25 protein-coding genes and 1 riboswitch are annotated in these 26,485 nt (G+C 53.9%); of the genes, 4 read left to right on the forward strand and 21 right to left on the reverse strand.

Annotated features, from left to right (window positions below; all coding sequences use genetic code 11):
- The 4 genes from SBI19_RS27570 to corA form a co-directional block, all read right to left on the reverse strand.
- Nucleotides 1-1,124: helicase-related protein (locus SBI19_RS27570; protein ID WP_317972760.1), on the reverse strand; the 1,124-nt coding region annotated here is incomplete at its 3' end.
- A gap of 165 nt (nt 1,125-1,289) precedes the next feature.
- The gene (locus SBI19_RS27575; protein WP_317972737.1) at nt 1,290-2,162 is read right to left on the reverse strand and encodes a phosphodiester glycosidase family protein; all 873 of its coding nucleotides are present in this window, start codon (nt 2,160-2,162) and stop codon (nt 1,290-1,292) included.
- Nucleotides 2,162-2,620, reverse strand: coding sequence for an NUDIX domain-containing protein (locus tag SBI19_RS27580; RefSeq protein ID WP_317972738.1), 459 nt, complete (start codon nt 2,618-2,620; stop codon nt 2,162-2,164). The genes SBI19_RS27575 and SBI19_RS27580 overlap by 1 nt, the downstream gene beginning before the upstream one ends.
- Before the next feature lie 49 nt (nt 2,621-2,669).
- Nucleotides 2,670-3,632 (reverse strand): magnesium/cobalt transporter CorA, encoded by a 963-nt coding sequence (gene corA / locus SBI19_RS27585; protein ID WP_317972739.1) that lies wholly within the window; start codon nt 3,630-3,632, stop codon nt 2,670-2,672.
- Between the two features lie 216 nt (nt 3,633-3,848).
- On the opposite strand from corA, the gene gluQRS reads away from it, so the two are divergent.
- From gluQRS to SBI19_RS27600, 3 genes are all read left to right on the forward strand, one after another.
- Nucleotides 3,849-4,814 carry a tRNA glutamyl-Q(34) synthetase GluQRS gene (gene gluQRS / locus SBI19_RS27590; RefSeq protein WP_317972740.1) on the forward strand — a complete coding sequence of 322 codons (966 nt, stop codon included), beginning with the start codon at nt 3,849-3,851 and terminating at the stop codon, nt 4,812-4,814.
- A gap of 185 nt (nt 4,815-4,999) precedes the next feature.
- Entirely contained in the window at nt 5,000-5,485 is a 486-nt protein-coding gene (locus SBI19_RS27595) for a hypothetical protein (RefSeq protein ID WP_317972741.1), read from the forward strand.
- A 37-nt stretch (nt 5,486-5,522) separates the two neighbouring features.
- Nucleotides 5,523-6,008, forward strand: coding sequence for a hypothetical protein (locus SBI19_RS27600; protein WP_317972742.1), 486 nt, complete (start codon nt 5,523-5,525; stop codon nt 6,006-6,008).
- A 96-nt stretch (nt 6,009-6,104) separates the two neighbouring features.
- Here SBI19_RS27600 and SBI19_RS27605 read toward each other — a convergent pair whose 3' ends face one another.
- From SBI19_RS27605 to SBI19_RS27685, 17 genes are all read right to left on the reverse strand, one after another.
- Nucleotides 6,105-6,902, reverse strand: a complete 798-nt coding sequence (locus SBI19_RS27605; RefSeq protein ID WP_317972743.1) for a stalk domain-containing protein — start codon at nt 6,900-6,902, stop codon at nt 6,105-6,107.
- Between the two features lie 186 nt (nt 6,903-7,088).
- Nucleotides 7,089-7,808: an adenosylcobinamide amidohydrolase gene (locus tag SBI19_RS27610; RefSeq protein ID WP_317972744.1), complete on the reverse strand. Its 720-nt coding sequence runs from the start codon at nt 7,806-7,808 to the stop codon at nt 7,089-7,091.
- A 32-nt stretch (nt 7,809-7,840) separates the two neighbouring features.
- Nucleotides 7,841-8,932 carry a threonine-phosphate decarboxylase CobD gene (gene cobD / locus SBI19_RS27615; RefSeq protein WP_317972745.1) on the reverse strand — a complete coding sequence of 364 codons (1,092 nt, stop codon included), beginning with the start codon at nt 8,930-8,932 and terminating at the stop codon, nt 7,841-7,843.
- Nucleotides 8,933-8,989: 57 nt separating this feature from the next.
- On the reverse strand, nt 8,990-9,805 hold the full coding sequence (gene cobS / locus SBI19_RS27620; RefSeq protein ID WP_317972746.1) for an adenosylcobinamide-GDP ribazoletransferase: 816 nt from the start codon (nt 9,803-9,805) through the stop codon (nt 8,990-8,992).
- Nucleotides 9,787-10,737 carry an adenosylcobinamide-phosphate synthase CbiB gene (gene cbiB / locus SBI19_RS27625; protein ID WP_317972761.1) on the reverse strand — a complete coding sequence of 317 codons (951 nt, stop codon included), beginning with the start codon at nt 10,735-10,737 and terminating at the stop codon, nt 9,787-9,789. Before cbiB ends, cobS begins: the two co-directional genes overlap by 19 nt.
- A 35-nt stretch (nt 10,738-10,772) precedes the next feature.
- Nucleotides 10,773-11,357, reverse strand: a complete 585-nt coding sequence (cobU, locus tag SBI19_RS27630) for a bifunctional adenosylcobinamide kinase/adenosylcobinamide-phosphate guanylyltransferase (RefSeq protein WP_317972747.1) — start codon at nt 11,355-11,357, stop codon at nt 10,773-10,775.
- Between the two features lie 21 nt (nt 11,358-11,378).
- Nucleotides 11,379-12,461: a nicotinate-nucleotide--dimethylbenzimidazole phosphoribosyltransferase gene (gene cobT / locus SBI19_RS27635; protein WP_317972748.1), complete on the reverse strand. Its 1,083-nt coding sequence runs from the start codon at nt 12,459-12,461 to the stop codon at nt 11,379-11,381.
- A 36-nt stretch (nt 12,462-12,497) separates the two neighbouring features.
- Entirely contained in the window at nt 12,498-13,334 is an 837-nt protein-coding gene (locus tag SBI19_RS27640; protein ID WP_317972749.1) for an ABC transporter ATP-binding protein, read from the reverse strand.
- 3 nt (nt 13,335-13,337) lie between these two features.
- The gene (locus SBI19_RS27645; RefSeq protein ID WP_317972750.1) at nt 13,338-14,375 is read right to left on the reverse strand and encodes a FecCD family ABC transporter permease; all 1,038 of its coding nucleotides are present in this window, start codon (nt 14,373-14,375) and stop codon (nt 13,338-13,340) included.
- Between the two features lie 3 nt (nt 14,376-14,378).
- Nucleotides 14,379-15,392, reverse strand: coding sequence for an ABC transporter substrate-binding protein (locus tag SBI19_RS27650; protein ID WP_317972751.1), 1,014 nt, complete (start codon nt 15,390-15,392; stop codon nt 14,379-14,381).
- Between the two features lie 177 nt (nt 15,393-15,569).
- Nucleotides 15,570-15,796: riboswitch (cobalamin riboswitch) on the reverse strand.
- Nucleotides 15,797-15,867: 71 nt separating this feature from the next.
- Nucleotides 15,868-18,180, reverse strand: a complete 2,313-nt coding sequence (locus SBI19_RS27655; RefSeq protein ID WP_317972752.1) for a heavy metal translocating P-type ATPase — start codon at nt 18,178-18,180, stop codon at nt 15,868-15,870.
- A 198-nt stretch (nt 18,181-18,378) separates the two neighbouring features.
- The gene (locus SBI19_RS27660; RefSeq protein WP_317972753.1) at nt 18,379-18,693 is read right to left on the reverse strand and encodes a rhodanese-like domain-containing protein; all 315 of its coding nucleotides are present in this window, start codon (nt 18,691-18,693) and stop codon (nt 18,379-18,381) included.
- A 73-nt stretch (nt 18,694-18,766) separates the two neighbouring features.
- The gene (locus SBI19_RS27665) at nt 18,767-19,081 is read right to left on the reverse strand and encodes a YbjQ family protein (RefSeq protein ID WP_317972754.1); all 315 of its coding nucleotides are present in this window, start codon (nt 19,079-19,081) and stop codon (nt 18,767-18,769) included.
- 37 nt (nt 19,082-19,118) lie between these two features.
- A complete protein-coding gene (locus tag SBI19_RS27670; protein WP_317972755.1) occupies nt 19,119-19,460 on the reverse strand; it encodes a DUF3889 domain-containing protein in 342 nt (113 codons plus the stop codon).
- Between the two features lie 182 nt (nt 19,461-19,642).
- A complete protein-coding gene (locus SBI19_RS27675; RefSeq protein ID WP_317972756.1) occupies nt 19,643-22,777 on the reverse strand; it encodes an efflux RND transporter permease subunit in 3,135 nt (1,044 codons plus the stop codon).
- A 65-nt stretch (nt 22,778-22,842) separates the two neighbouring features.
- Complete coding sequence (locus SBI19_RS27680) at nt 22,843-23,532, reverse strand: response regulator transcription factor (RefSeq protein WP_317972757.1); 690 nt, start codon at nt 23,530-23,532, stop codon at nt 22,843-22,845.
- A 9-nt stretch (nt 23,533-23,541) separates the two neighbouring features.
- A complete protein-coding gene (locus SBI19_RS27685) occupies nt 23,542-25,011 on the reverse strand; it encodes a sensor histidine kinase (RefSeq protein ID WP_317972758.1) in 1,470 nt (489 codons plus the stop codon).
- Nucleotides 25,012-25,194: 183 nt separating this feature from the next.
- Here SBI19_RS27685 and SBI19_RS27690 point away from each other — a divergent pair, with 183 nt between their 5' ends.
- A complete protein-coding gene (locus SBI19_RS27690) occupies nt 25,195-26,391 on the forward strand; it encodes an MFS transporter (RefSeq protein ID WP_317972759.1) in 1,197 nt (398 codons plus the stop codon).
- Nucleotides 26,392-26,485 lie beyond the last annotated feature (94 nt).

Here is a 26,485-nt window from a genome sequence, read left to right on the forward strand (position 1 = left end):
GCCAGTTCGCTTGGCGCGCTGACGCCCCAAGCGGCGAGCTCGAGCGCCAGCGGCGCAAGATCCGCTTCGAGCAGCTCCGGCGTGCTGCGCGGCGCGAGCATCAATTGCTCCTGCTCCGCCCACAGCCGGTAGCAGACGCCTGGCGCAACGCGCCCTGCGCGTCCGCGCCGCTGATCGGCCGACGGCGCCGACACCGGCACCGTCTCCAGCCTCGTCATGCCGGTGCGCGGCGAGAATCGCGGCACTCGCATCATGCCGCTGTCAATGACGACGCGGACGCCTTCGACCGTAATCGACGACTCAGCGATCGACGTTGCGAGCACGATTTTGCGGCGTCCCTCTAGACTTGGCGCAACTGCCTGTCCCTGCTCCTCCAGCGGCATGCTGCCATGAAGCAGCACCATATCTACCGAGTCATGCATGCCGCGGCCAACGCCCTGCTGACGAAGCTGCATCTCCACTCGACGCATCTCCCGCATGCCTGGCAGGAAGACGAGCACATCTCCCTCATGCTCCGACAGCGCTCGCAGCACAGCGCGAGAAGTCCGCTCTTCAATCGAGTCTCCCCGCCAGAGTGCTCCCGATCCGAATCCAGCCTGTCGGTCTGCATATATAGTCTCGACTGGATAGGCCCGGCCTTGACTCTCGATGACTGGCGCATCGCCGAGCAGTCGAGCTACCGGCGCTGCTTCAAGCGTTGCCGACATGACTAGCAATCGAAGATCTTCCCGCAGCAGCGACTGCGCCTGCAAACAAAGCGCTAAGCCAAGGTCGCCATGCAGATGCCGTTCATGAAACTCATCGAACAGGATCGCCGCAACGCCGTCAAGTGAAGGATCACTCTGCAGCATGCGTGTCAGTACACCCTCGGTCACAACTTCAATTCGAGTCGCTGCGCTGACTTTCGTATCGAGCCGCACGCGATAACCGACTGTCTCGCCCGTCTTCTCGCCTAATAGCGATGCCATATGCGCCGCCGCCGAACGCGCTGCCAGCCTGCGAGGCTCCAGCATAATGATTTTGCCGCCACTGAGCCACGCTTCGTCCAACAATGCGAGCGGGACGCGCGTCGTCTTGCCTGCCCCCGGCGGTGCAACCAGCACCGCATTCGTGCTTTCAGCCATCGCCTGGAGCAGCGCTGGAATCGCCTCGTCGATCGGTAATTTCGGTAAACGTCTCACACATACCTGTCCTTTCTTCCTTACACGCTTGCTGTTAACCATTTCATCTATTCAAGATAAAACTCGTAGCGACTTAACTACAGTTTTACACGCGCTTTTCCTATATCGCTACCGGTTCTCACCAGGATTTTTCAATCGAATCATCTGTTCCACTTGTCTGCCGTCTCCAGGCAGTGTGGCCTCGAACGCCCGCAGCTGCGAAGAACCGTCCCCATCTAGGAAAATACCGTCCTCCATCTCGCCGTACGCCTCGATAATCGCTTGTCTGAATGTCGCAAGCGTCGTCTTCGTCTGCGAGACGATGAGATACAGCTTACCATCCTTATCATACGCAGCCGCTGTCCGCAGCCGATCATCATCTGGGAACGGTGCCTGCTCCGCATCCGCTTGCTGACGCCAGCCGGCATCATCCAATGGACGCATGCTAATGCCGCCCTGCGCCCAATAATGTGCACGATCCGTTACTTTCAACTCGTCCGCATTGGACACGACCTGCACGCTCAGTTGATCCGTTGCCCCATCCCATACAAGCGTTCCCCGTGCAAATTTCACATTGCTGTAGCCTGAACCGTACGTTTGAGGCTTGCCGCCGACCGGCTGATCATTAATGATCGCCATACTGAGCAGCATTCCGTTGTAGAAGAAACCGCCGTTCACGCCATAATAAGGCGTTCCAGCCACGTTGCCGCGCACCGCTTCTAGCGTCACTTTACTCGGTTCGGTGACAAGCGCATGCATCACAACGCCTTCGGCTTCTTGTCGAACATAAGTATAGCCATCATAAGCCGGCTTCCCGTTAGTCCCATGATTATCGGTCTGTGCAGCCGTTAACCAGATCGCAATGCCCGCTGCCCCGAACGACAAAGCCGCCGCGATCAACACGACCGCTGCGACCCAAGCCGCCCGGCCTTTTCTCCCGCTTGTGCCAGCCTCATTATTCGAACTCGAATGTTCTTGCTGCGTCTCCATACTGTCAGCCATCAATTGACATCGCCCAGATACACAGGTGTCAGTTGGCCCGATGCAATGACTTGTCCAACCGTTTGCGGTACAAGATTAAGCGTTGGAAGTTTGTCGATGTCAATCCATTCAACGCCGATCTGATGCGCATCAGGTACCGTTGCCGTATCATAAGGCCGATCCGACAGCAGCTTGCATTCGAAATAGCATTCCACTTGATGGAATTCATTGTACATCGTGGACGGCGCTTGATTGCGCCCGATAAATTCGCGGACATGGACGAGCGCCAGCGGCTGCACATCCTGCCCGATTTCCTCTAAACATTCTCGAATAATAGAGGCTTCGAGCGTTTCCCCATGCTCTTGTCCTCCGCCTGGAAAGCCGTAATGAATGCCGCGTTCGCTGCTCTTGAACTTAATAAGCAAGATTTGTCCATCCCTGCGGATGATCGCTTTAGTCGCAATACGGATTTTCTTCATCCAACTTCTCCTCCGGCACCCGATAGTTTGTATAACTTCCGATTCTCGATTAATCGAACCAGCCTTTCCGTTTAAACCATAAATACATAAGTAAGCCAAGCACCGCCATTACAATCAGGACGTCTGCATAACCAGTACGCCAATGCAGCTCGGGCATATGATCAAAGTTCATCCCGTATATGCCGGCAATGAACGTAAGCGGCATGAAGATCGTCGTAATGACCGTGAGCGTTTTCATGATCGAATTCATGCGGTTCGAACTATAGGACATGTAGCTGTCGCGAAGATCGGCCGTCATCTCGCGGCTGGCATCGATCATCTCCGACAGCTTCAGCAGATGGTCGTGTACGTCTGCGAAGAAGGCGCGCTGCTCCTGCAGCTCGTCAATGCGATCCGAGCTTAGAATCCGATAGAGCAAATCCCGCATCGGATTGATCGTCTTGCGAAGGTGCAGCAATCTTGAGCGAATTCCGAACAGCGCATCCAGCAGCGCTGTGCCCGAACGTTCGGAGTTCTCGATTTCCCGCTCCGCGAGATGGTCATCTATTGCATAGACAGCAGGGAAATAGCGGTCAACGAGCTCGTCCATCAGATGATACGCCGCATGCAGCGGCTTCAAACGCTTCTCATCCGCAGCGGATGCAGCCAGCACTTTATCCATGGCAGCGCGAACTTCAGGCGACTGATGCGTATGGAACGTCACGACGAAATTCGCGTTCAGAAACAAATTCACTTCATGAACGAAGAGCGATTCCGGTTGCAGCGCATGCAATACGAAGAAATGCGTATCCCCGTAATGGTCCATCTTCGGACGCTGCAATCGATGAAGACAATCTTCAATCGCCAGCGGGTGAAAATGGAACCAGGACGTCAACAGCTCAATCTCGTCCTCCGTCGGCTGGTCAAAATCGACCCAATACCATTCGTAATCGCCGCTATTCGCGCGGATATCGTCCATCGTCAAATTGACCAGCTTCTCCTGCTGCTTCGTCACGGCGATAATCGACAGCATTCCTTCAACCTCCAGACTCCAATGTTCACCAAAATATGATCTATTGTACCATGTCCATCGTAGCATTGGTCAATCATTGTCCCAGTGCGCCTGCAAAGCATCCCTTCAGTTGCTTCGAAAATATCGACCGTGCTAGAATATGGCTTGTCTATTTGTACTTAACTTATTAACTCATTCGTATAAAATGCTTGCTTCGCAATGGAGGTGACAGGCTTGATGAAACGCGGAAGATTCGCACCGACGCCTTCCGGACTGATGCATATCGGCAACGCACGGACCGCCCTGCTCTCCTGGCTGCAAATAAGGAGCGCTGGCGGCCAGTTTATCCTGCGCATCGAAGATATCGATAAGCCGCGCTCGAAGCCACATTACGCCGAGCAGGCGCTAAGCGATCTGCGCTGGCTTGGGCTTGATTGGGATGAAGGCCCCGATATCGGAGGACCGTTCGCCCCTTATGTACAGAGCGAACGCGAAGATAGCTATGAATCTGCGCTTTCGCATCTTCTCGAGCAGGGTAAGCTGTACCCTTGCTTCTGCAGCCGCGCTGAGCTTCAAGCAATTGCCAGCGCACCGCATGGCCTCTCATCAGAAGGCCCCGCCTATCCAGGGCTGTGCCGGCATTTCTCTGCATCGGAACGCGAGGAACGCGCAGCGGCGAAACAGCCTTCGCTTCGTTTTGCGATGCCGGATCATCCGGTTCACTATATAGATGAAGCAGCCGGTCCGCAAGCCTTCGCAGCAGGCGCTGGCGGCGATTTCGTCGTAAGGCGAGCCGACGGCATCATCAGCTATCAGCTAGCTGTCGTCATCGACGATGCTGCGATGGGCATAACCGATGTGCTGCGCGGCTACGACCTGCTTGATTCGACACCGCGTCAACTGCTGTTATATGAAGCGCTCGGTCTGACGCCGCCACGCTTCGCGCATGTCCCGCTTCTGTTAGGTACTGACGGCAATCGTCTGGCCAAGCGGCATGGCGCCATCTCTCTTGCTTCCATTCGCGAGCGTATGCTGCCGCCAGAGCTTATCGTTGGCGCGCTTGCGGCATGGAGCGGCTTGCATGATCGTGCCGAACCTATTGCGGCAAGCGAGCTAATTCACAGCTTCAATCTTAATGACGTCCCTACAGAACCAATCGTCGTCGATGATGCGACCCTTAAGCTGCTCGGACTAGCGGATTAATGATGAAACAAACAAACCTCCCGCCTATGACGTTATTCGTCAGGACGGGAGGTTTCGTTTTATACATGGGTCCCCTATTATCCAGTATCCACGAACTAGAGTGCCTTATTTTGATCGGATAGGACAAACCCCCTCGCAGAATCTATCATTCCGAGTACCTTGTATACCAAAAAGGAGTGCAGCGCTTGACGATACAATTTCTTGATGTGCGCTTATCGGAGCACATGTCTAACGTCGTAGTGCCTCCCATTGCGATTGATAAGGACGATGCCCTCTTCATCGGAGATCTCGGTGTACAAACACTGCCTGTCGTTGGCACAGCTAATCAATCAAACGTTAGGGTATGGCTGTCCGGCGTCGTGAACATCCTGCGACCAGCCAATGTAGTAGGTGGAACCCCTTCCCTTCGGCTATTCATTACCCGCGATGGCGACGGGACTGCCGATTCAGGGACCATGATCTACGAAATGTTCTATCGAATAGGAACCCTGCAATTCACATCTTATCCGATCTCCATCACAGCAAGCGACTTCCCCACATCGTCTGTCGTCAATCAAGGCCAAATCCGCTACTCGCTATTCATCATTGCCTTTACGCTCGAAGAGGTTAGCGGCTTGTATATTCAAGGTCCTGTCGCGTTCAATGGTATGGCCGTTGCAGGATCGAACTAATCGTTTGAACATTTATCGAGAGGGGTGAACCCCCGTTTTGACTATTCAATTTATTGACATGCGCATGTCCGAGCATATTTCCATCGCGATCGAAGATGGCGAGGAAATCAACAATAGCAGCGCCCTATTCGTAGGAGACCTTGGAATTCAGACGTTTGCAGTCGTAGGGACTCCCAATCAATCCGATGTACGTGTCTGGTTATCGGGTACCGTTACGGTTCTCCGCCCAGCAGGGATCAAAACGCCTCCGCCGGACGTCAAACTATTCATTGTCCGCAATGGGGACGGAACGTCTACTTCCGGATCGTTGATCTATCAAATGTCCTTTAATTCCGGGACCGACAATCTGACCGTTTCCCCGATCTCCATCACGGCTTGCGACTTCCCTGATGCGAATCTCGTCGCCGCAGGCCAGATTCGGTACTCCCTGTTTATTACATCGGCCTCCCCGCCCGGAACCGAAGATCTGTTCTTGATCGGTCCCGTTGCGTTTAATGGAATGGCCTGCGCGGGGACCAACTGACCTAATCAAAGCAAAGAGCTATCCTCTCATTGATCGTGGAAGGATAGCTCCTGTTTGCTTCTGTAGATAAACTGTCTGCAAATTACTTAACTGAAGCTAAAGATCAATCAGAACGCTTCGGCGCTCGCGATCCCACGCCACTGAGATGCCTAAAGCAGCGGTAAGCGCTCGAATTGGCACATAAGTCAGCCCTCCAAGCAGAATCGGCTGCAGCTCAGGCGATGCAAGCTTGTTATCAATCCATAGTTGCGGGTACGAATACGTCGCCTTTGATTGTTTCGGAGGATTGGAGCGAATCAGAACGCTCCACGTGGATGCATCCCAAGCGATGGATTGTCCCGCAAGCTTCGCCACCGAACGCAGCGGAATATACGCTCGCCCATCCCTTAACAATGGCCTCAAATCCTCGCTCTCCGTCGGAACACCATTCACTGACAAGAATGGCTTACTCGCAGGCAGCAGCTCTAACCTATCATAGTTATACTTTCCTCTTTGACCCTGCCAAACTGCCACATAAAGTCTTCCCTTGCTCCCTAAACGCTTCATGCTGCCATCGGCAGCCTTGGCCATCGCAGGCAGAAGAAAGGTTAGATCATAGTAGCCGAATTGCTGTTTGCCTTCATGCAGAAGCAAAGCCGAATCGTAAGGATATGGTGCCGTCGTCTCCTTATTGGAAGGAGATGATGATGTGTACGTTTCGCGTTCTGGAATCCAGAACACATAGACCCCCGAAGACGGGGGGAAGTTTGGCTGATGACCTTTCAGATGAACCGGCTCTCCATACTGCAATTTCGCAGGCGTTATGTTCAAGTATTCCGTCCCTTGCAAGAACGACTGGAATGTTTCGATCGCCTTGCTATCCGTCAGCTTTAGAAATACGCCTGCGCTCTCCAAATAAATCGAATCTAAAGATTGAAATATGGAAGCATAGACATTGCCGGCTATAACGTTACGAGGCTAGAAAAAGTTTCTATGCTAACCGACACCTCTTTCACCTGCATCTCTAATTTCGCATCAAAAAAATCCACAGAGAAATTTGCACCTCTCTTGTGGATCAACAGTAAAGCCTCGCCTATTCGGTTACTCCTCATGCTGCGTCGTCACCGACTCGCAGACTGTATGATAGACCAACCTTCCGATAGCCGCGCCTAGCTCTGTCGCCGTGCCGGCATATTCGTGAACGGCGCCGTAGGCAGAGCTGCCGCTCACCCCTAAAATAACAGCATCCGTTGACGTACCTGTAGCGATTAGGCCGTTATCCGCATCGCGTAAGCCGATATCCTGTAAGGCGGCTGCTTTGGCTTCCGTCGCCGTCATGAGCGCATTGACCATTGCTGCATCTGTCATTTGCCCGTCGAAGAGCAGCATCGTGTTAATCGTTCCAGCACGCCATGCTGGATATACCGTCCTGTCGCTGCCGGCGCGTGCTGCGTTGCGAGTACCGGAGGTTGTGATGCAAATCAGCTTGAAATGACTGTCCGCGATTTCCTCGACTGAGGCATGCGTAAGCTTGGCCGCTGTCATAAGGACAACGGATCGCTTCAGCTCTAATCCCCACCTAGGAAGCTGCGAAGCAATTTCCTCTTGTGGATCGACGCCGTTATAATCAAGCGGCACCTTCCAATTCACGAGTCTATCGGCTGACGAGAAGCCGCCTTTAAAAACAGCGTTGCTCAACGTTCGAAGCTGAACAGGCGTAACGACCGTTATTCGATCTCCGTCTCGGTCTCCCGACAGCCTCGCTGTGACATCCTGCCAATATTCGGAGCGGAAGGCCGAATTCGAACGAAATGGCTGCATCTGTAATTGTCACCTCGATTCCAGTCCGTGGATCAACGCTGCCGCAAACATTCAGACAAAGCTTGAATAAGCCTCTCATTGTGGCCTCGAAGCTTAACCGCGACACGAATGAACCGTCCATTCAATCCTTCAAAATGCGATGCATCTCGAATCAATACCCCGCGCTGCCCCATCATCTTCTGCAGCTCGGCTGCTTCGAGCGAACATGGCTCCGGCAGCTTCAAGAGCAAATAATTCGTTACGCTATCGAACACTTTGCAGCCTAGACCTTCTAGTGCACCCGTCAACCATTGCCTTTCTTCGGCAAGCCAGTTCCGCGTACGCTTCGCATACGTCTCTTCGTCCAGCACCGCTTCTCCGATCCATTGGGCAAGCGAGTTGACGCTCCACGGCGTCTGCAAGGCGCGCATCTTGGCAATTGTTTCAGCGGAGCCCGCCGCATAGCCAAGCCGAATCCCCGGAATCGCATAAAACTTCGTCATCGAGCGAATGACCAACAGATTCGGCCGCCTCACCGCCTCCTGCACCAGCGTAACAGCCTCTTCATGAGGGACGAAATCAAGAAAAGCCTCGTCGATCACAACGAAGGCTCCCGTGTCGAGCAGCTTCAGCACCAATTCTCGCTCCACGGTCATGCCGGTCGGATTGTTCGGAGAACCAAGCATCCAGATTCCGGGACGATCATGGCCTGCTGCCGCTTCCAACACGCGCTTCGCGGATAAGCGGAACGATTCCTCTTCTAACATTGGAACTTTCACGATGCTTCCGCCATACTTGTGAGCGGCATCTGTATATTCACCGAAGCACGGAACAGCGAGCCCAACGCCTTGATTCGGCCGCAGCGCACGGATCGCCAGATCGATGAGCTCAGCTGCACCGTTGCCGCATAAGACATTGTCCGAGCCTATCCCATGCCTCGCTGCAAGCTTGCTTCGGAGCCCGCGAACAGCGGGATCCGGATATTGATCGAGTTCACGCCACTTAGTCTCCAGCACTTGCTGGACAACTGGTGGCGGCCCGAACGGGTTCATATTCGAGCTGAAATCGACGAACTGGTCTGCAGCGATGCCGAACAAACCTGCAGCCGTCACTAGATCGCCGCCATGTCCATATCGCTCCAACATTCGATCCACTCCCTGCGACATTCTTAAGTACAAATGGCATTCGGATTACTGTTCAGTCTAGAACAGCCACACTTTGCTTAATACGCAGACCGCGACTAGACAAGCCGCCTCCGCCGCTTCATTCATGGCGCCATACGTATCACCGGTCAAACCGCCTAGCTTGCCGTTCAACCATACAGCCAAAGCAGTCCCCGTCAGTGCTGCAGCAGCAGCGATGACGATCATGGTTATCCACACTTTCGTTCCATCCAAACCAGCACTGCATAACAACAGAACTGATATCAAAGCTGCCGCAATCGCGGCCCCCAGCACATGACGAAGCTTCGCAGCGCGAAACATCGCTCCCATGCCGCCTTCTCTTGCATTCGGCCACATCGCGATCGCTGCCGTCATCCACCAACGGCTCCATACCGGTCCGATCGCCAGCATCATCCATGCAATAGACGAATCCGTCCGTTCGAACAGTGTGACGAGTGCCGCAAATTTAACGAGCAGCAGCACAACGGCCGCAATAACTCCCATCGCGCCGACTCGACTGTCCTTCATAATGTCGAGCATTTGCTCTCTCGGCCTGCCGCTCAGTACACCGTCCGCCGTATCCATCCAGCCGTCCAAATGCAGCCCGCCTGTCAACGCGATCCACCAGCCGAGCGCCAGCGCAGCAGCAAGCAATGGCATATTCAGCCAATCAAGCAGCGATGCGGCACCGCTCGTCAGCAGTCCGATAAGGCCGCCGGCTATAGGAAACGCAATCAAACTGCGTGCCAGTGTCGGCGGATCAAAAGGGACTTGAATCGGCAGCGGGATGCGCGTCAGCAACTGAACGGCTGCTGCCACTCCATTCCAGCTGTTTCTTATCGTACGGCCCACCATAACCCGATAACTCCTATCCATGTAAGCATCGTCGTCACATATAAAAGCCTAACGGTTCGCACAATATCACTCGCCGTTAGAGATCGCAGCGGCCAACCAAGCCGTGCTCGTTCGCTGTCCTGCCCGAAATAACGGTTTATGCCGCCAAGCTCAATCCCGAGCGCGCCTGCAGCCGCCGATTCGGGGATGCCGCTGTTCGGGCTGGGATGGCGTCTTGCAAACTTCAATACGGCTCGAATCGAACGCACCGCTGACATACCGGGAACAAGCATGGCCGACAGCGGCATCAACAGCGAACTAAGTCTCGCAGGGATATAGTTCAGCACGTCATCGAATCTCGCCGAGCACCATCCAAGATATCGATATTTCTCATTCCGATAACCAACCATCGAATCGAGCGTATTCGCAGCACGATACGCCATGGCGAGAGGCGCACCGCCAAGTAGAGCGAATAGAAGCGGGGACAAGAACGCGTCAACCGTATTCTCGGCAACGGTTTCCACCGCAGCTCTTGCCGCATCCGGTTCATCGATATGATCGGTGTCGCGGCTTACGATATAACCGACATATTTGCGCGCTTCCGGCAGGTTGCCTTCGATCAGCGGACGATAGACGAGCATAGCCGCATCCTTCAACCCTTTCACGGCGATGGTCGTCGAAATAAACCAAATGCTAACCGCGTAGCCCAGCCAGCGGTGAATCGCATCCGCAGCGACGACGATCAATACCATTGCAAACCAAGCTAATAACACAGTCGAAGCCGTTAATACGATTCCTCTCAGCTTAAGCACGGAAGGCTTAGCATCAGCATGAACGCCGCGGCGAAGCCGATTCTCCAGCCAGCGGATCCACTGGCCGATTCGAATGACCGGATGCGTCGGCCATTTCGGATCGCCGACGAGCAAATCGACGATAACCGCTGCCGCGCTCATCAGCAGCAGCTCGGGCCAGCTGTACACAATGCCGATCACAGGTCGTCCAGCGACACAGCGATCCGGCTTAAGTCAACCGGGATGCCGCTGACGACAAGAAACGTCCGATCGCATACTTCAGCGATTGTGCGATTCATTCGTCCCGCCGCATCGCGGAACGTCCGGCCGAGCGGATACGCCGGCACGATGCCGCTGCCAACCTCATTCGTGACAAGAAGCAGCGGATGACGATAGTCGGCAATCGCTTTAACTAATCGATCAACCTCCCTTTCCAGCCGCTCCACCGAATCGTGCTCATACGCGAGCAATGTATTCGTCAACCACAACGTTAGACAGTCCACAAGAACGACAAGCGGTTTGCTTCCGCCGCTGACCATTTCGTCTCCAAGATCGTTCAAAGCGCGCAGCCGTTCCGAAAGCGCCATCGTTTCTTCAATCGTATGCCATTGGAAGGCGCCTTCCTGACGTTGCTTCCGATGCCGCTCAATTCGCTCTTGCATCTCCTCATCGCCAATTGCTGCGGTTGCGACGTAGATCCCGCGATCTGCGAGCTTCGCTGCATATTGCTCAGCGAACGAGCTTTTGCCGCTGCGCGCGCCGCCTGTAATCAATGCTGCCATGCTGAATCCCCCTGTAATAGGCTACCCGCGTGATACACCAGCGCTGTCGAACGTCGCCATCTCACTCATAATCCGCTGTGCCGCCTCGATGAAGTGGAAGCACAACGCTGCGCCCGTTCCTTCGCCAAGCCTCATGGACAGATGAATAACCGGCGAAAGTCCGATATGTTGAAGGAGCTGACCATGCGCCCGCTCGTTCGACAAGTGGGAGCCGATCATATAGGGTACGGAATCCTTGCACAGCGATGCAGCAATAAGCGCTGCCGCCGAGGAAATGAATCCATCGATAACGACCGGACATCTGCGCGCTGCAGCGCCAATAATAACGCCTGCAAGACCCGCGATTTCGAGGCCGCCCACTTTGCTTAGCACATCGATTGGATCGGAAGCATCCGGCTGATTCGTCTCGATTGCACGACGAATGACCGCCATTTTGTGTTTAAGCCGCTCATCGTTAATGCCCGTTCCGCGTCCTGCAGCTTCCTCCGGAGACCCGCCCGTCAACACGGACAATACCGCAGAGCTCGCTGTTGTATTGCCGATGCCCATATCGCCCGTTGCGAACATCCGATAACCGTCCTGCCACAGCTGATCGACGACCTCTATTCCAACAAGAACAGCCTCAAGCGCGGTCTCTCGCGTCATCGCAGGACCTTGGGCCATATTGTTCGTACCGTGCATAAGCTTGCGGCTGATCAATTGCGGATGGCTCAGATCGGCATTGACGCCGATATCGACGCAGCGCACGTCTGCGCCAGCTTGTCTAGCCAGAACGTTAACCGCTGCGCCGCCTGACAGGAAGTTCAACACCATCTGCGGGGTTACTTCGGCCGGGAAGGCGCTTACGCCTTCTTCGCATACGCCATGGTCACCAGCCATGACGATAATGGCCTTGCGTGACAAGTCCGGATACAGCTCGCCTGTAATACCCGAAATCTGAGTTGCAATATCCTCGAGTTTGCCAAGACTGCCCGGCGGTTTGGTCAAGTTAAGCAAATGGTGCTCTGCGCGCAGCATAGCAGACTCGTCCAGCGGTTCGATGTTCCCGATTACTTCTGTCAGCCTGCTGTGCAATTGCAGTTCCTTGTCTAGATTTCCCGTCATGTTATTGCACTCTCCCGTTCGCTCTAATTTTAATGCTCATCGTCCGATCGGCTGCATGAATGGAACTTGATCCGATGAAGAATGTTTCTTCGCCCAATATCCTTCTCGATGCAGCACAATTTGCGGAGGACCGCCTTCTTCTGAGTAAATCACTTCCGCTTCCGCGTTGTACACATCGCGGACCAGCTCCTTCGTGATGACATCTCTCGGATTGCCGGAAGCATATAAGGCGCCCTCTTTCATAACGATCAACCGATCGCAATATAAGGACGCCAGATTCAAGTCATGAAGCACCGCCACTACGATCATGCCCCGCTCGCGCTGCCATTCCAGCACCGTCTCGAGCAGCTGCAGCTGATAGCCGATATCGAGGTAAGTGGTTGGTTCATCGAGCAACATGATCTGTGGATTCTGCACCATGATTTGGGCAAGAGCTGCACGCTGTCGTTCGCCGCCGCTCAATCGATCGAGTGAACGATGCTGGAGCTCGGCAAGCCCCATCCGCTCAAGCGCTGAATCGATCAGCGGAGTCGGATCGTCCGGCTCGTCGCCGAACCAGCCTTGGTACGCGAAGCGTCCCATAGCAACGGTATCACGCACAGAGAAGCCAACTGGAGGCAGACCGCCTTGCTGCAGGACTGCCATCGTTCTTGCCAGCATCTTGCGCGGGTATGCGCCGATCGGCTTCCCTTCCAGCAGAATGCTGCCGGAGGTAGGCTGTTCGGCACCGGACATGAGCCTAAGCAGCGATGTTTTGCCCGCGCCATTGGGCCCGATAATGCCATACATCCCCGGTTCCGAGAAGGAGAACGTCATCTGATTCACAACCGTCGAATGTTCAATTGCCAAGCTGACCCGCTTCGCTTCAATCATCCGTTATACGCCTCCTTTACCGCTTCCCAGCTTGTGACGATACAGCAGCAATGCGAAGAACGGAGCACCGACTAGTGCCGTTACGATGCCGAGTTGAATTTCCCGCGGCGATAATGCAATGCGTGCAACCGTATCTGCCCAGAGGACGAAGATGCCGCCGCCAATCGCGGACAACGGAATAAGTCGACGATAATCTGGACCGACAAGCAGCCGAAGCAGATGCGGCACTACTAGACCAACGAAACCAATAACGCCGGATACCGATACCGCAGCAGCGGTAAGCAATGTTGAACCGATCAACACGATGAGCTTCGTCCGCTCAACGTTGACGCCAAGGTGGGCCGCATGCCTCTCGCCGAATGCGAATAGGTTCAACCGATGCGCGTAGAGCGCAATGAGCGGCACGCCAATGATTAAGAATGGCAGCAGCATGTATACATGCTCCCAGCTTCTCAGCGCCAAGCTTCCCATGAGCCAGTATAATATCTGATTCACAACGCCTTCTGACATCGACACCATGAACGACACGAACGCGCCGAGGAATGATTGTATAATGACCCCTGCAAGAATAAGCGTTTCGAGCGCCATGGCTCCCTTCGAACGAGCAAGCGCAAACACAACGAACAACGTCAAAGCGCCGGTTACGAAAGCAACTAGCGGAATCGTCCATAAACCAATGAGCGATTGTAACCCGAAAAAAATAAGAAAAGCCGCGCCGACGGAGGAGCCGGACGCGACGCCCAGCGTATAAGGGTCAGCAAGCGGATTGCGCAGCACCCCTTGGAAGCCTGCGCCGGCTGTCGCCAGACAAGCGCCGACGAGCACCGCGAGGATGACGCGCGACAGCCGGATCTGCATCACGATCGCGACGTCACTGTCGGACCAATCGCCAAGCAGGTGGATACCGGTTATTTTGTAGATGAGAATGCCCCATACGTCTGACAGCGATAAGCCCGCTGAACCGATCGAAACTGCCAGACCGATAGAAACGACAAGAAGGAGCATGGCTGCTCCTCCATATAAGACTGATCGCAGTCTCATTCGTTATTGAAATCGTTCCGGGTGAATCGCCTTCGCGAGCGCCTGCAGTCCATCTGCAAGACGTGGGCCGACACGGGACAGCGGATCCTCCGGCACCTCGACGAGTCGGTTGTTCTTCACTGCGTCAATGACGTTCCAGCCTGGACGGGCTTTGATGCCTTCCAGAATAGCGTTCGGCTGCTCCGCTAATGCAGGATAAACGATGACTTGCGGGTTGCTCTTGACGATTTGCTCGGCATCGAATTCAAACCAGCCGTTATCCTGCGCAACGTTCTGACCGCCTGCCAGCGTCACCAGCTCATCCATAAACTCGCCTTTGCCGACCGTCCAGCCTGTCGAGAATTCGATGAATACGCTTGGTTTCTCGGCGCCGGCCAGCTTCGATTCGATATCGGCTTTCACTTGGCTCATATGGTCTGTAACTTCAGCAGCACCTTGCTGCTTGTCCGTCAGTACGCCGATGTTCTTGATTTTCTCGATGACGGCATCGTAGGTCTTCGGCTCTGTTGCATATACATTGAGCTTCAATGCGCGCAGCTGCTCGATCGCCTGAGCATTGGCCGTTACGGATGCAAGAATCAGATCCGGATTCAAAGCGGCTACCTTCTCGATGTTGGTCGTCATATCGCCAACCTTCTCGATTGCGCTTGCTTGCTCTGGGTAGTTGCTGTATTCGTCGACTCCGACCACGCTGTCACCGGCTCCGATTGAAAATGCAATCTCCGTCTCGCTTGGGGAAATCGTTACGATGCGAGTCGGTGCCTTCTCAAGCGTAATTTCCGTGCCGGAATCGTCCTTCAACGTCAGCGGATATACCGTTGCGCCTGGCTCCTCGGCTGCAGGCTCCGTCGTCTGGTCATTACTCTGCTCCGCGGACTGTTCCTGCTGCGAAGCGCTCGAAGTATCATTCGTCTTGCTGTCTTTGCTGCCGCATGCGGCGAGCAGCACAAGTACCATTACGATTGCAAGAAGACCTAGCTTCCTCCATTGTCGCAGCTGTGCTTGTTGCTTGTTCATGTCATCTCTTCCTTTCGATCATAGAAAAATAAAAAAGCATTCCCGACACAAGGGTCGGAAATGCTTCAGTCAACGCAGCCCTGCACCTGTCGCGAGCATCTAGTAGATGCACATCGCCAGCTGCTGCATTACGCCAATAAGCGAATATCCAACACCTTCCCTAACCCCACGTAGGTAGATGCATGACCGAGACAGGCAGGTATCCTGACTTGAAGCCCGAATCTGACGTCTTCCCAAGGTGATCCTCAGTGACACTTGTCAGTGCGGTTGCTTGGCTGCTGCTGCATGCCAAACGCTTCTTACAGTGGCGGGTCCGTGCCGGAATTACACCGGCTTCCCTATTGTGCTGTGCGGTTAGCGCAATGTTCGCTCCTCCGCTGAGCACCTGCTCGATTGCATATCCAATTGAATGAACGAAAGTAACTATATCATCGGACATGCGATTTGTCTATCCTTTCCTACTCCTATAAATGACTTATCGCTTCTTCCGTCGCAGCTGGAATCGAAGGATGATCGCATTGCCGACAACCGATAACGAGCTGAGCGCCATCGCCGTCCCAGCCATCCAAGGCTTCAACTGGCCAAGCGCCGCACTTGGTATAACGGCTGCGTTATAGACAAAAGCAAGCACTAGATTTTGCTTCACATTGCGCATCGTCAAACGGCTAATGCGGACCGTATCGGCAACGCCGGTCAGCCTGCCATGCAGCAAGGCAAGCTGACCCGCTCCCATCGCTGCATCAGCGCCCCCTCCGATCGCGAAGCCGACGTCTGCAGCGGCCAGCGCGGGGGCGTCATTCCATCCGTCGCCTACCATTGCGACCGCTCCGTATCGTTTCTGCAGCGAATGAATGAGCGCAACCTTCTGCTCGGGGCGAAGCGAAGCATGCGCTTCTCGGATTCGCAATCGCGTTGCAACGGCTGCTGCAGCTGCTTCGCGGTCGCCTGAGGCAAGCACAATGTGACGAATGCCTGCCTGTCGCAGCATCGCGATCGCTTCCCGCGCATCCGCACGAAGCGGATCCGCAAGCGCAATAGCCCCTTCGCAGCGGTTATCGACGGCGACATACCAGATCGTCTCGCCTTTGCGCTCATGCTCGACTGCGAAACGCCGAATTGAATCCGTCAAGCGCCAGCCATATTTGATCGCATAATCGTATCCGCCGACCGCAACTGTATATCCATCCAATTCAACCGACGATCCACCTTCCGTACGGCTCGCTCTATCACTGGTTGATGATGGTTGCGCTACGTATTGCGCAGACGATGCATTCGTAGACGATGCATGTGCAGCAGCCGCTCGAACCGCGGCAGCATAGGGATGAGAGGCATGTTCCTCCGCAGCCGCAGCCAGCCTCAGCAGCGATGCCGGATGCATCGTATCGGCGTGAACGGCTGTCACTTGCGCACGGCCCTCCGTGAGCGTCCCTGTCTTATCCAGCACAACCGCCTGCAGCTGCGCGGCTGTTTCCAAAGCATCCGCCTGCTTCAACACAATGCCCCGCTTCGCCGAGGCGATCGAAGCCGCCGCAAGCGATAACGGCGTGGCGAGGCCAAGCGCGCAAGGGCAAGCGGCTAACAGAACAGCCAGCGCTCGAATGAATGCCGCTTCTCCATCCCCTTTGGTCCACCAGAGAATGCTGATGACGAATGTTGCGATAGACAGACCAATCATGACGGGTACGAAAACACCGGAAATCGCATCCGCCTTGCGCTGAACGGACGTCTTCGATGCGAGCGCTTCTCGCATCATTGCATGAAGCCTCGACAACGCGGTCGTGGAACCGGCTGCCTTCACATATACGTGCGCTTCACCTCGCGCATTGATTGTACCGGCATACACGCGATCCCCGCGCTGCTTGGCGACAAGCCTGCTTTCTCCGGTCAGCAGCGATTCGTCTGCTTCCGCAGAATGAGATTGAAGCACGCCATCTGCGGGGAACGGCTGGCCCGGTTCAACGATCACTTCATCCCCGGCTTTCAACTGCGCCGATGCAAGCTCTTCCCGCTGTCCATCTCGCAGAATTGTCGCCATCGCAGGCTGAAGCTCACCTAGACTGCCTAGCTCTGAAGCGGTGCGGCCTGCCGCAGCGGCTTCTATCCATTTGCCCAACAGCACAGCCGTTATGACGACTGCCGATGTCTCGAAATAAAGCGCGCTGTCCGCACCTACCGGCAGTCCGCCGCCGCGAAATACCATGTAATGACTGTACAAATATGCGGCAGTCGTTCCTGTAGCCACGAGCACATCCATATTGGCGGCCTTCTGCCTCAGTGCATAGTAGGCGCCGTAATAGAACGGAGCAGCAGGAACCAGCTGGATGATTGTAGCAAGCCCAAGCTGCACCCAGCGGTTCATCAACAGTTCAGGGACGGGTATGAACGATAATGCCTCCATATGATGAGCCATCGGCAACAGCAGCGGAATGGTCATCAATACGGAGAGAATCAGTCTGAGCAAAAGCATCGTTCGTTCCTGCCGATCGAAAGCAGGCCGCTGTTCCGATGACGATTGAAAACCTAACCTCGTAATGACGCTGCCGATATCGTTAACGCTTAATCGCGATGGCTCGTAGACGATCCATGCCGAACGGGACGCATAGCTGACCGCTGCCTGCTTCACGCCGGGAAGGCGCCCTACGGCTTTCTCAATCCGCGTGGCACATGCCGTACAATGCATGCCGCCGATTCGAAGATCGACCGATATCGGATCGAATGACGCGGCATCGTTTGGATGAGATTCAGCGTCTGTTGGTACAAGCGGAGGGGTCATCATTGGCAAAGACATAGACGCATCACTCCTTCTTCGTCTCACACCATTGTATGTCCACTCCTTAAGAAGCATGTCTCATCTTATCCCTCGGCCGTTTAAGCATCTATCAACTCACTACTCCCTATACGCAAAGCAAAAGCCCGCCTCCACCTCGTCTATTCGGACGAGGGGAATGCGAGCTTCTAATGGATACATGTGCGCTTCCTATTACGCTTACGCGCCTGTTACCACTTTACCGTTCCAGTTGAGCATGCCGCCTGCAACATTGACGACTTCGTAGCCGAGCGCCGTCAAATAATCGCATGCTCTGCTGCTGCGATTGCCGCTTCTGCACATCAGAATGAATGGCTCTTCGCCGCCGGCTGCCAGCTCCCCAACCCGTGCTTGCAGCTGCGAGAGAGGAATGCTGATCGCTTCCGCCACATGACCGTCTTCCCATTCATCTGGTTCGCGAACATCGATCAGATACAGCTTCTCGCCTTGCTCGAGTCTTTCGCGCAACTCGTCGGTGCTTATTTCATCATACATAATTCCTATCTCCTTCAGCTGCTGATATGGTCGTTCATTCCATTGTAACTAGATGGCGGTAGGAATGTCCACCTTAGCGGTATTTCACTGCCGTGCCGCTAACCGCAACCATGAGCATGCCGTCTCGGATAACCTCATAATCAATGTCAACGCCGACGATGCCGTTCGCGCCGAAACGTACGGCCTGCGCCCGCATTTCTTCGAATGCGACGTCTCTTGCTTCTTTCAGCTTGTTCTCGTATGCGCCGGAACGGCCGCCGATCACATCGGTAATGGAGGCCAAGAAATCACGTACAATGGTAGCGCCCATGATAGCTTCGCCTGTAACGATTCCGATGTACGCCTCGATTGCATGCCCTTCGAACGCATTCGTGGTCGTCATTAACATGATTGATCATCCTTTCTGCTTACCTTTCATATTGGGTTCATTGCAATTCCGTCAGCTTAAGCCCGACCCGTTCGCCCGTTGATGGATTGACGCTTACCGCTATTCGTACCGCATATTCCCGGCTTGCTTTACGAACCCATAGACGGAAGCGATAGTCCACGGCGCCATTAGCGGCAGGGAACCGACCTTCGTACGCATAATCGATCACTTCCGCTTTATATTCATTGATCGCGTAGTCGACCGCTTGTTGTCCCCACTTGGCATACTCAGGTTGAAGGCGCGCACTCACCGCGGCGCTGCTTCTCGTCGCAGGCATAACCGCCGATGCCGTCAGCAAGACGCCTGCTATGAACCACTTAGTCCATTTCGTTATCGACATGGAAATTCCTCCTAATTCATGATCACTGGAACTGCTCTCCATCTATTGCACAATAGTGTCTGTAGTAATGCCGGAGAAATTCAATTTATCGCAAAAAAAGAGGTCATCCCATCAGCCAGTCTCACTGACTTCGGGACAACCTCTTCGTTCATTTGTTAACAGGAGTCAACGCTAGTCGAAGCTTATTCAGCTGATCTTGCTTTGAACTTCCGTTTGCGGTTCAGCAATTCGTATACCATCGGTACGAAGATGAGCGTAAGAAGCGTCGAGCTCGTCAAACCGCCGATTACCGTAATGCCGAGACCTTTGGAGATGAGGCCGCCGGACTCGAAGCCGAGCGCCAGCGGGAGCAATGCGCCGATCGTTGCAATTGCCGTCATAAGGATTGGACGCAGACGAGTGCCTGCTGCTTCAAGCAGTGCGTCACGTACAGACAAGCCTTCTGCTTCCTTGTGAATAACACGGTCAACCAATACGATCGCGTTCGTTACTACGATACCGATCAGCATGAGCATACCGATCAAAGCGGTAACGCTGATTGTCTCGCCTGCGATGAGCAGGCCGATCAGTGCACCGATAACGGTGAACGGAAGCGAGAACAGAATCGCGAACGGTGTACGAGCGCCACCGAATGTAATGACAAGCACAAGATATACGATCGCGATTGCAGCCAGCATTGCCAGGATCAACTGCGTGAACGCTTCGTTCATATCCTGCGTGGCGCCGCCCATTTCGGTCGTTACGCCAGCTGGGAGATCCATTGCGTCAATTTCTTTCTGGACAGAAGACGAAACCTTGGAGATGTCAGCCGTCTTCGCATCTGCGGATACTTCCGCATACACTTTGTCGTCTTTACGCGTAATCGTATTCGGCGACTGGCCTTCCTCTACTTTCACAACATCTTTCAAAGCGACTGCGAATCCAAGAGGCGACATCAACTTCTCATTCTCGAGATCCGAGATGCTGTTGTACGTCTTCTCTTCTACGTGCACCGTGACGTTCAGCTTCTCGCCATCCTTCGTGATGGTCGTCAGCTGTTCTTGCGTACGCATTGGCGACAAGGCCATCGCCACTTGACCAGCCGTCAAGCCATACTGGCTAAGCTTCGCTTGATCAGCGACGAGCTTGTACTGCTTATACGTCTTCGCAAGGCTTGTGTCGACATTCGTGAGTTTGTCATTCTTCTTCCAGTTGTCAGCGATTTGACCGACAACCGTCTGCAGCGTCTCCATATCCGGACCATATACAGTGAGCGACATGCCGCTGCCACCGATACCGCCGCCAGTGAAGTCCTGCTGCTTCCATTCGCCTTTGCCGCCAAGGCCAGCAAGCATATCTAGTACAGCCGTTTTTTCATCTTCGAATTTCGGTGTATCCTCATTGTAGTTCAGGTACACCAAGCCTTGCTTGGAGGCGCCAGGGTTCATTGGGTTGCTGCCGCCGATCGTGTACTGCATCATTTCAACATTTTCACGGCCAAGCAGCTCTTTCTCTGCTTTTGACGCCATATCTTTCACTTGCTCAAGCGTTTCACCCGGTGCTGGGTTGTACGTAATCATCATCGTCTTCTCGCCTTCGGATGGCAGGAAACTGAAGCCGATCAGCGGCGTCAGCAACAAGCTGCCGACGAGCAGCACAACCGCAAGCAGTGACGTTACGACTTTATGGTCCAGCGTCCAACGAAGCGTGCGACGATAAACGCCAGCCAAGCGGCCTTGCTTATCTTCATGATGCTTCACATTCTTAAGCCCTTTGCGGAACATGAGATGCGCAAGCATTGGTACAACTGTAATTGCAACGAACAGGGATGCAAGCAGTGCGAATACGATCGTCAATGCGAATGGCATGAAGATCTCGCCGATAGCGCCCGATACCAAGCCCATTGGCAGGAATACGGCAATCGTTACGATCGTCGACGAGAGAATTGGAACGAACATTTCGCGCGTCGATTCGAGAATCAATTCTTTACCCGTCAGTTTCTCCGTGGCAAGAGACAGACGGCGGTAGACGTTCTCGATTACGACGATCGAGTCGTCGATAACCCGGCCGATCGCGACGGTCATGGCGCCGAGCGTCATGATGTTAAGCGTAATATCGAGCTGATTCAAGATCAACAGCGCGATGAAGATCGACAACGGAATCGAGACAACCGCGATGATCGTCGAACGAATATCGCGCAGGAAGATTAGAATGATCACGATTGCAAACGCAGCACCGATAAACGCTTTGCTCAGCATCGTGTTGACCGATTTCTCGATCGGTTCGCCTTGGTCGAACGCCGTTACCATTTCCAAGCCTTTAATCTCTTTTGACAAGCTCTTCATTTCGTCTTTCACACCGTTAACGACATCAACCGTATTCGCATCGGCAGCTTTGACGACCGAGATGCCGATAGCGTCTTGACCGTTCGTACGAGAGATCGAAGATGCTTTACCGATAATCGAAAGATCAGCAACTTCAGACAGCTTTACAGTAGGCAGTTGAATCGCTGCTCCGCCTTGTGGAGCGTTCTGGCCTACCGCACCAGCGCCAGCACCAGCGCCAGCGCCAGCGGCTGCACCGCCTGCTCCCGCAGGAGTTACTGGAATCTGTACATTGTTCAGATCGTCTTCTGTCCATACATTGCCGTCGACAACGACGGTGTTCTCTTCACTGCCGAACGTGAACAGACCAAGCGGAGCCGACAGGGCCGAGCCTTTAATAATGCCTTTCACTGTATCTTCTGTCAGGCCGTATTGCGCCATCTTGTCGGCTTTGAACGTCAATTCTGCCGACTTCACATGCTGACCGGAGATTTGAACCGATGCAACGCCTTCTGTACCTTGTATCGCAGGCACAACCTCTGCCTCAACGAGCTTCGTCAGCTCCTCAAGCGACAGGTCTTTATTCGCTACACTAAGCGACATGACTGGGAAAGCGTTAAGGGAAAGACGGGAAATTTCAGGCGCGTTCGTGCCTTCCGGCAGCTTGACTCCACTGAGTGCCTCAGATACTTCCGTCTTCGCCTTGTCCATGTTTTTGTTAAAATCGTACTCGATTACGATAGAAGATGCGTTCTCCATCGAAGTCGAGGTTACGTTCTTGACGCCTTCGAGATTGCGTACCTGCTGCTCGATCGGCTTCGTCACGTCGTTCATGACCGATTCCGGTGCGGCGCCTGGATAGATCGTCGTTACGCTAACGATCGGAATCGTGATGTCCGGCAGCGTCTCCATCTTCATCTGCGTGCCAGAGTACATGCCGGCAAGCAGGACGATGATGGTCATAATCCAGAGCGCAAATTTGTTGTTCAACGAAAACCTTATGATGCTTTTCAATACTGTCACTCCATTCCTAATATAAAATTGCTTATCATCTATAGTTCAAAATCCAGACTGACGACTTATACCTTCAGCCTGTATCCGACTCCCCATACCGTATCGATATACTGCGGATTCGATGGATCGAGCTCCACCTTCTCGCGCAGCCGCCGAATATGGACGGTTACCGTTCCGATATCGCCGATCGAATCCAGTCCCCACACCCTCTCGAACAACTCTTCCTTCGTGAAGACACGATTCGGATGCTGAGCGAGTAATAACAGCAGGTCGAACTCTTTGCCCGTCAGCAGCATGTTCTGGTCGCGAATGTTGACCTGACGCGTCAGCTTGTCGATCGTCAGTCCGCGAATCGTCATGGAATCGCTGCTGGTGTTCTTATCGCCGGTTAGCCGCTCATATCGAGCGAGATGCGCCTTGACCCTAGCCACCAGCTCGCTGGGGCTGAAGGGCTTCGTAATATAATCGTCGGCGCCAAGACCTAATCCGCGTATTTTATCGATATCTTCTTTCTTCGCAGATACCATTAGGATAGGTACGTTTGCTGTCTGTCGAATGCGCCGGCAAATTTCGAAGCCATCCATATTCGGCAGCATGACATCGAGAATGATGAGATCATACTTCTCTTCCAGCGCCCGTTTCAGCCCAATGTCGCCTTTCACCTCTATATCGGCGCGGTAGCCATTGCTCTCAAGATAATCCCGTTGAAGCTCGGCAATGGAACGCTCGTCTTCAATAATTAATATCGACTTCATCTGATGATTTCACCTGCTTTCTGCGTCATGCTCTAGATCTTGCAACCATTGGCGCAGTGTTACAGTGATGGCGAGTCCACCGCTTGCAGGCAGTTTCGCTTCGACATGACCTCCGTGGCCCTGCACGATTTGCTTCACGATCGCAAGTCCGAGACCGCTGCCGCCTGTCTCCGTGCTGCGCGACTGCTCGGTTCGATAGAACTGGTCGAACAGCATCGGCAGCGCTTCTGGCGCAACGCCAGGTCCGTTATCGCAAATCTCGAACTGGATATAGGCCCCGGGCAGATGACGCAGCGAGATCGCTATACGTCGCTTGGTATCACTGGTCTCATCCATCATATACTTAACACTGTTCCCAATAATGTTGTGAAACACCCGAACCAGCTTCTCGGTATCCGCGGCTACCATCAATGGTTCTCCATCGATACCATGAAGCACAAGCGCGATGCCTGCCTTCTCCAGGTCGATCTGCTGGTCTTCGGCATAATGCATAATGAAGCGCCGGATATCGATCGGCTTAAAATCGTACACCACATGATGCATATCCAGCTTCGAGAACAAGAACAGCTCATCAATGAGACGATCCATATCCGTAGCTTTGCGGTAGACCGTCTGCAAATATTTCTCCTGCTTCTCCTGCGTATTCGCAACGCCATCCAAGATGCCTTCTATGTACCCTTTAATGGCGGTAATCGGCGTCTTCAAATCATGCGATATGTGCGATAGCAGTCGTTTGCGGTTCTCTTCTTCCTGCAGACGTTCTTCGATTGAGCCTTTCAGCCTTCGCCTCATCGTCTCGAACGCCGTGCTGAGCTCGCCGATCTCGTCCTTGTTCATCGGCTTCACTTCGCCGTCAAGCATGCCTTCACTAATCTGCTCCGCGGAGCGTTTAAGCGAATAAAGCGGCTTGATGATGCTTCGAGAGACGATATAGGTTAGAAAAATGCTTGTCCCGACTAACGCGAATAGTCCAATGGCGACAAAGATTATTTTCCAATAAATCGGAAGCTGTTCCTGCTGCCTGAGCAGCAGCACTTTACCTTCTCCGCCGTCAGCGAACACGATATCTTGTCTTACGATTTGGTACAGATAGCCGTCTAACGTAATCTGATCGCGATCATCGTCGACCAGCTTACTCCAATCTTCATGCGGCGCAGACTGGCGCAGAACAGGGGTCACAATCGGTGGATTCCCTTCCCGCTCCAATACGACGCCTGCTTGCAGCTCCGTCAATCGTTTCTGGAAATCGTTCAAGTATAGATCGTTTTCCATTCGTTCAGGTTCATAACGCAGTACATAAGACAGCTCGCCTAGCGCAACCGCTTGCCGGTCTTTGTAGTATTTCTCATTGGTCATTAGCTCGTGAAGCGTCTGATCGCTGAGAAAATAAAGCAGCGATATGATCAAGCCGATCATGATGATGTTCGGAACGATTACCATCGCCCATAGGGCGACCTGCAGCCTTGTGCGAATCGACACGTCGTTCATCCTTCTGCTGTTTTAAGTTGGGGAAATCGGATCTTATAGTCTAAGAATAGCGTTTATTTCTTAACGGATTTTAACTCATTTCTTACAAAATTATTAAACATTCTATCAATCTGCATTGTGATAAAGTAGAATTTGTATGTTTACTAGATAGGTTTGAGACGGAGGTAATGCTTAATGTCTGCCGCGCTTCATAACTCACGCCGACAGCAGCGTATTTGGTTCGGTATCATGACGGTTCTCTATTGGACGTCCATGTATATGTATGTTCCGATTCTTTCCCCTTATTTAACATCACGGGGGCTGTCCCTTAGCATGATCGGCATCGTACTCGGCAGCTATGGCTTCGTCCAACTGCTTGTTCGATTCCCTATCGGGTTATGGTCCGATACGCTCGGACGCCGTAAGCCGTTCATTATGCTCGGGCTTGCTGCAGGAGCGCTCAGCTGTCTGTTGTTCATTATTCCAGGCGGCTTCGGCTGGGCACTCTCCGGCCGAGTGGTTGCGGGTGTATGTGCTTCCAGCTGGGTCGCTTTCACGATTATGTATGCCTCTATGTTCCGGCCGGACGAAGCTTCCAAGGCAATGGGGCAGGTTAGCGCAATGACCGTTGCCGGCCAGCTGCTCGGCATGGCATTCAGCGCACCGCTTGCGGACACATTCAGCTGGCATGTTCCGTTCTATATCGGGATAGGCGCAGGTGTCGCTGGTTTCATTGTTGCCTTGTTCATTCGTGAAGAGCCTGCTGCAGAAGGTCGTCCGCCTATGTCCGTCCGACTGCTGCGCGGTGTTGCCCGACAGCGGACGCTCGTCCATGCAGCCGTACTGTCCGTGCTTGTGCATGCGATGCTGTTCATCTCGATGTTCGGCTTCACGCCGCTCAAGGCAAAGGAGCTTGGCGCAGATGGCTGGCTGCTGACCGGCATTGTGTTCGCGTTCATGGTGCCTCATGCGATCGCGTCCCTATTGGCAGGAGGCGTATTGTCAGCGAAGTTTGGCGAATGGCGGCTTCTTCAGGTCGGTTTCGGTGTCGGCGCAGTCGCAACCGCGCTCATCGCCTTCAGTCCGAATCTGATCGTCCTTGCCGCAACGCAAGCGGTCAATGGTTTCATGCAAGGATTGCTGCTGCCGATGCTGCTCAGCCTTGCGATCCGCGAAGCGAAATTGAACGAGCGCGCAACAGCAATGGGCTTCTACCAAGCGGTCTATTCGGTCGGCATGTTCGCCGGCCCGTTCATCGCCGGTTGGATGAATGACCGCTGGAGCATCGACAGCGGTTTCTGGCTTGGCGGTGCTGCCGGAGTGATTGCGACGGTGCTGACGTTCGTATGGGGGCGCAAGGCTGCTGGAGCAGCACGCGTTCAACAACGATAACTATAGACAAAAGAAAATCCGCATGCTCAGTGTGGTCAAGACCCCATTTTTCGGACATTGAAAAAAGCCCTAGGCTGCAAGCTGGCGTCGGTAC

It is taken from the genome of Paenibacillus sp. CCS19, from assembly GCF_033239625.1.
Classification (GTDB): Bacteria; Bacillota; Bacilli; order Paenibacillales; family Paenibacillaceae; genus Paenibacillus_T.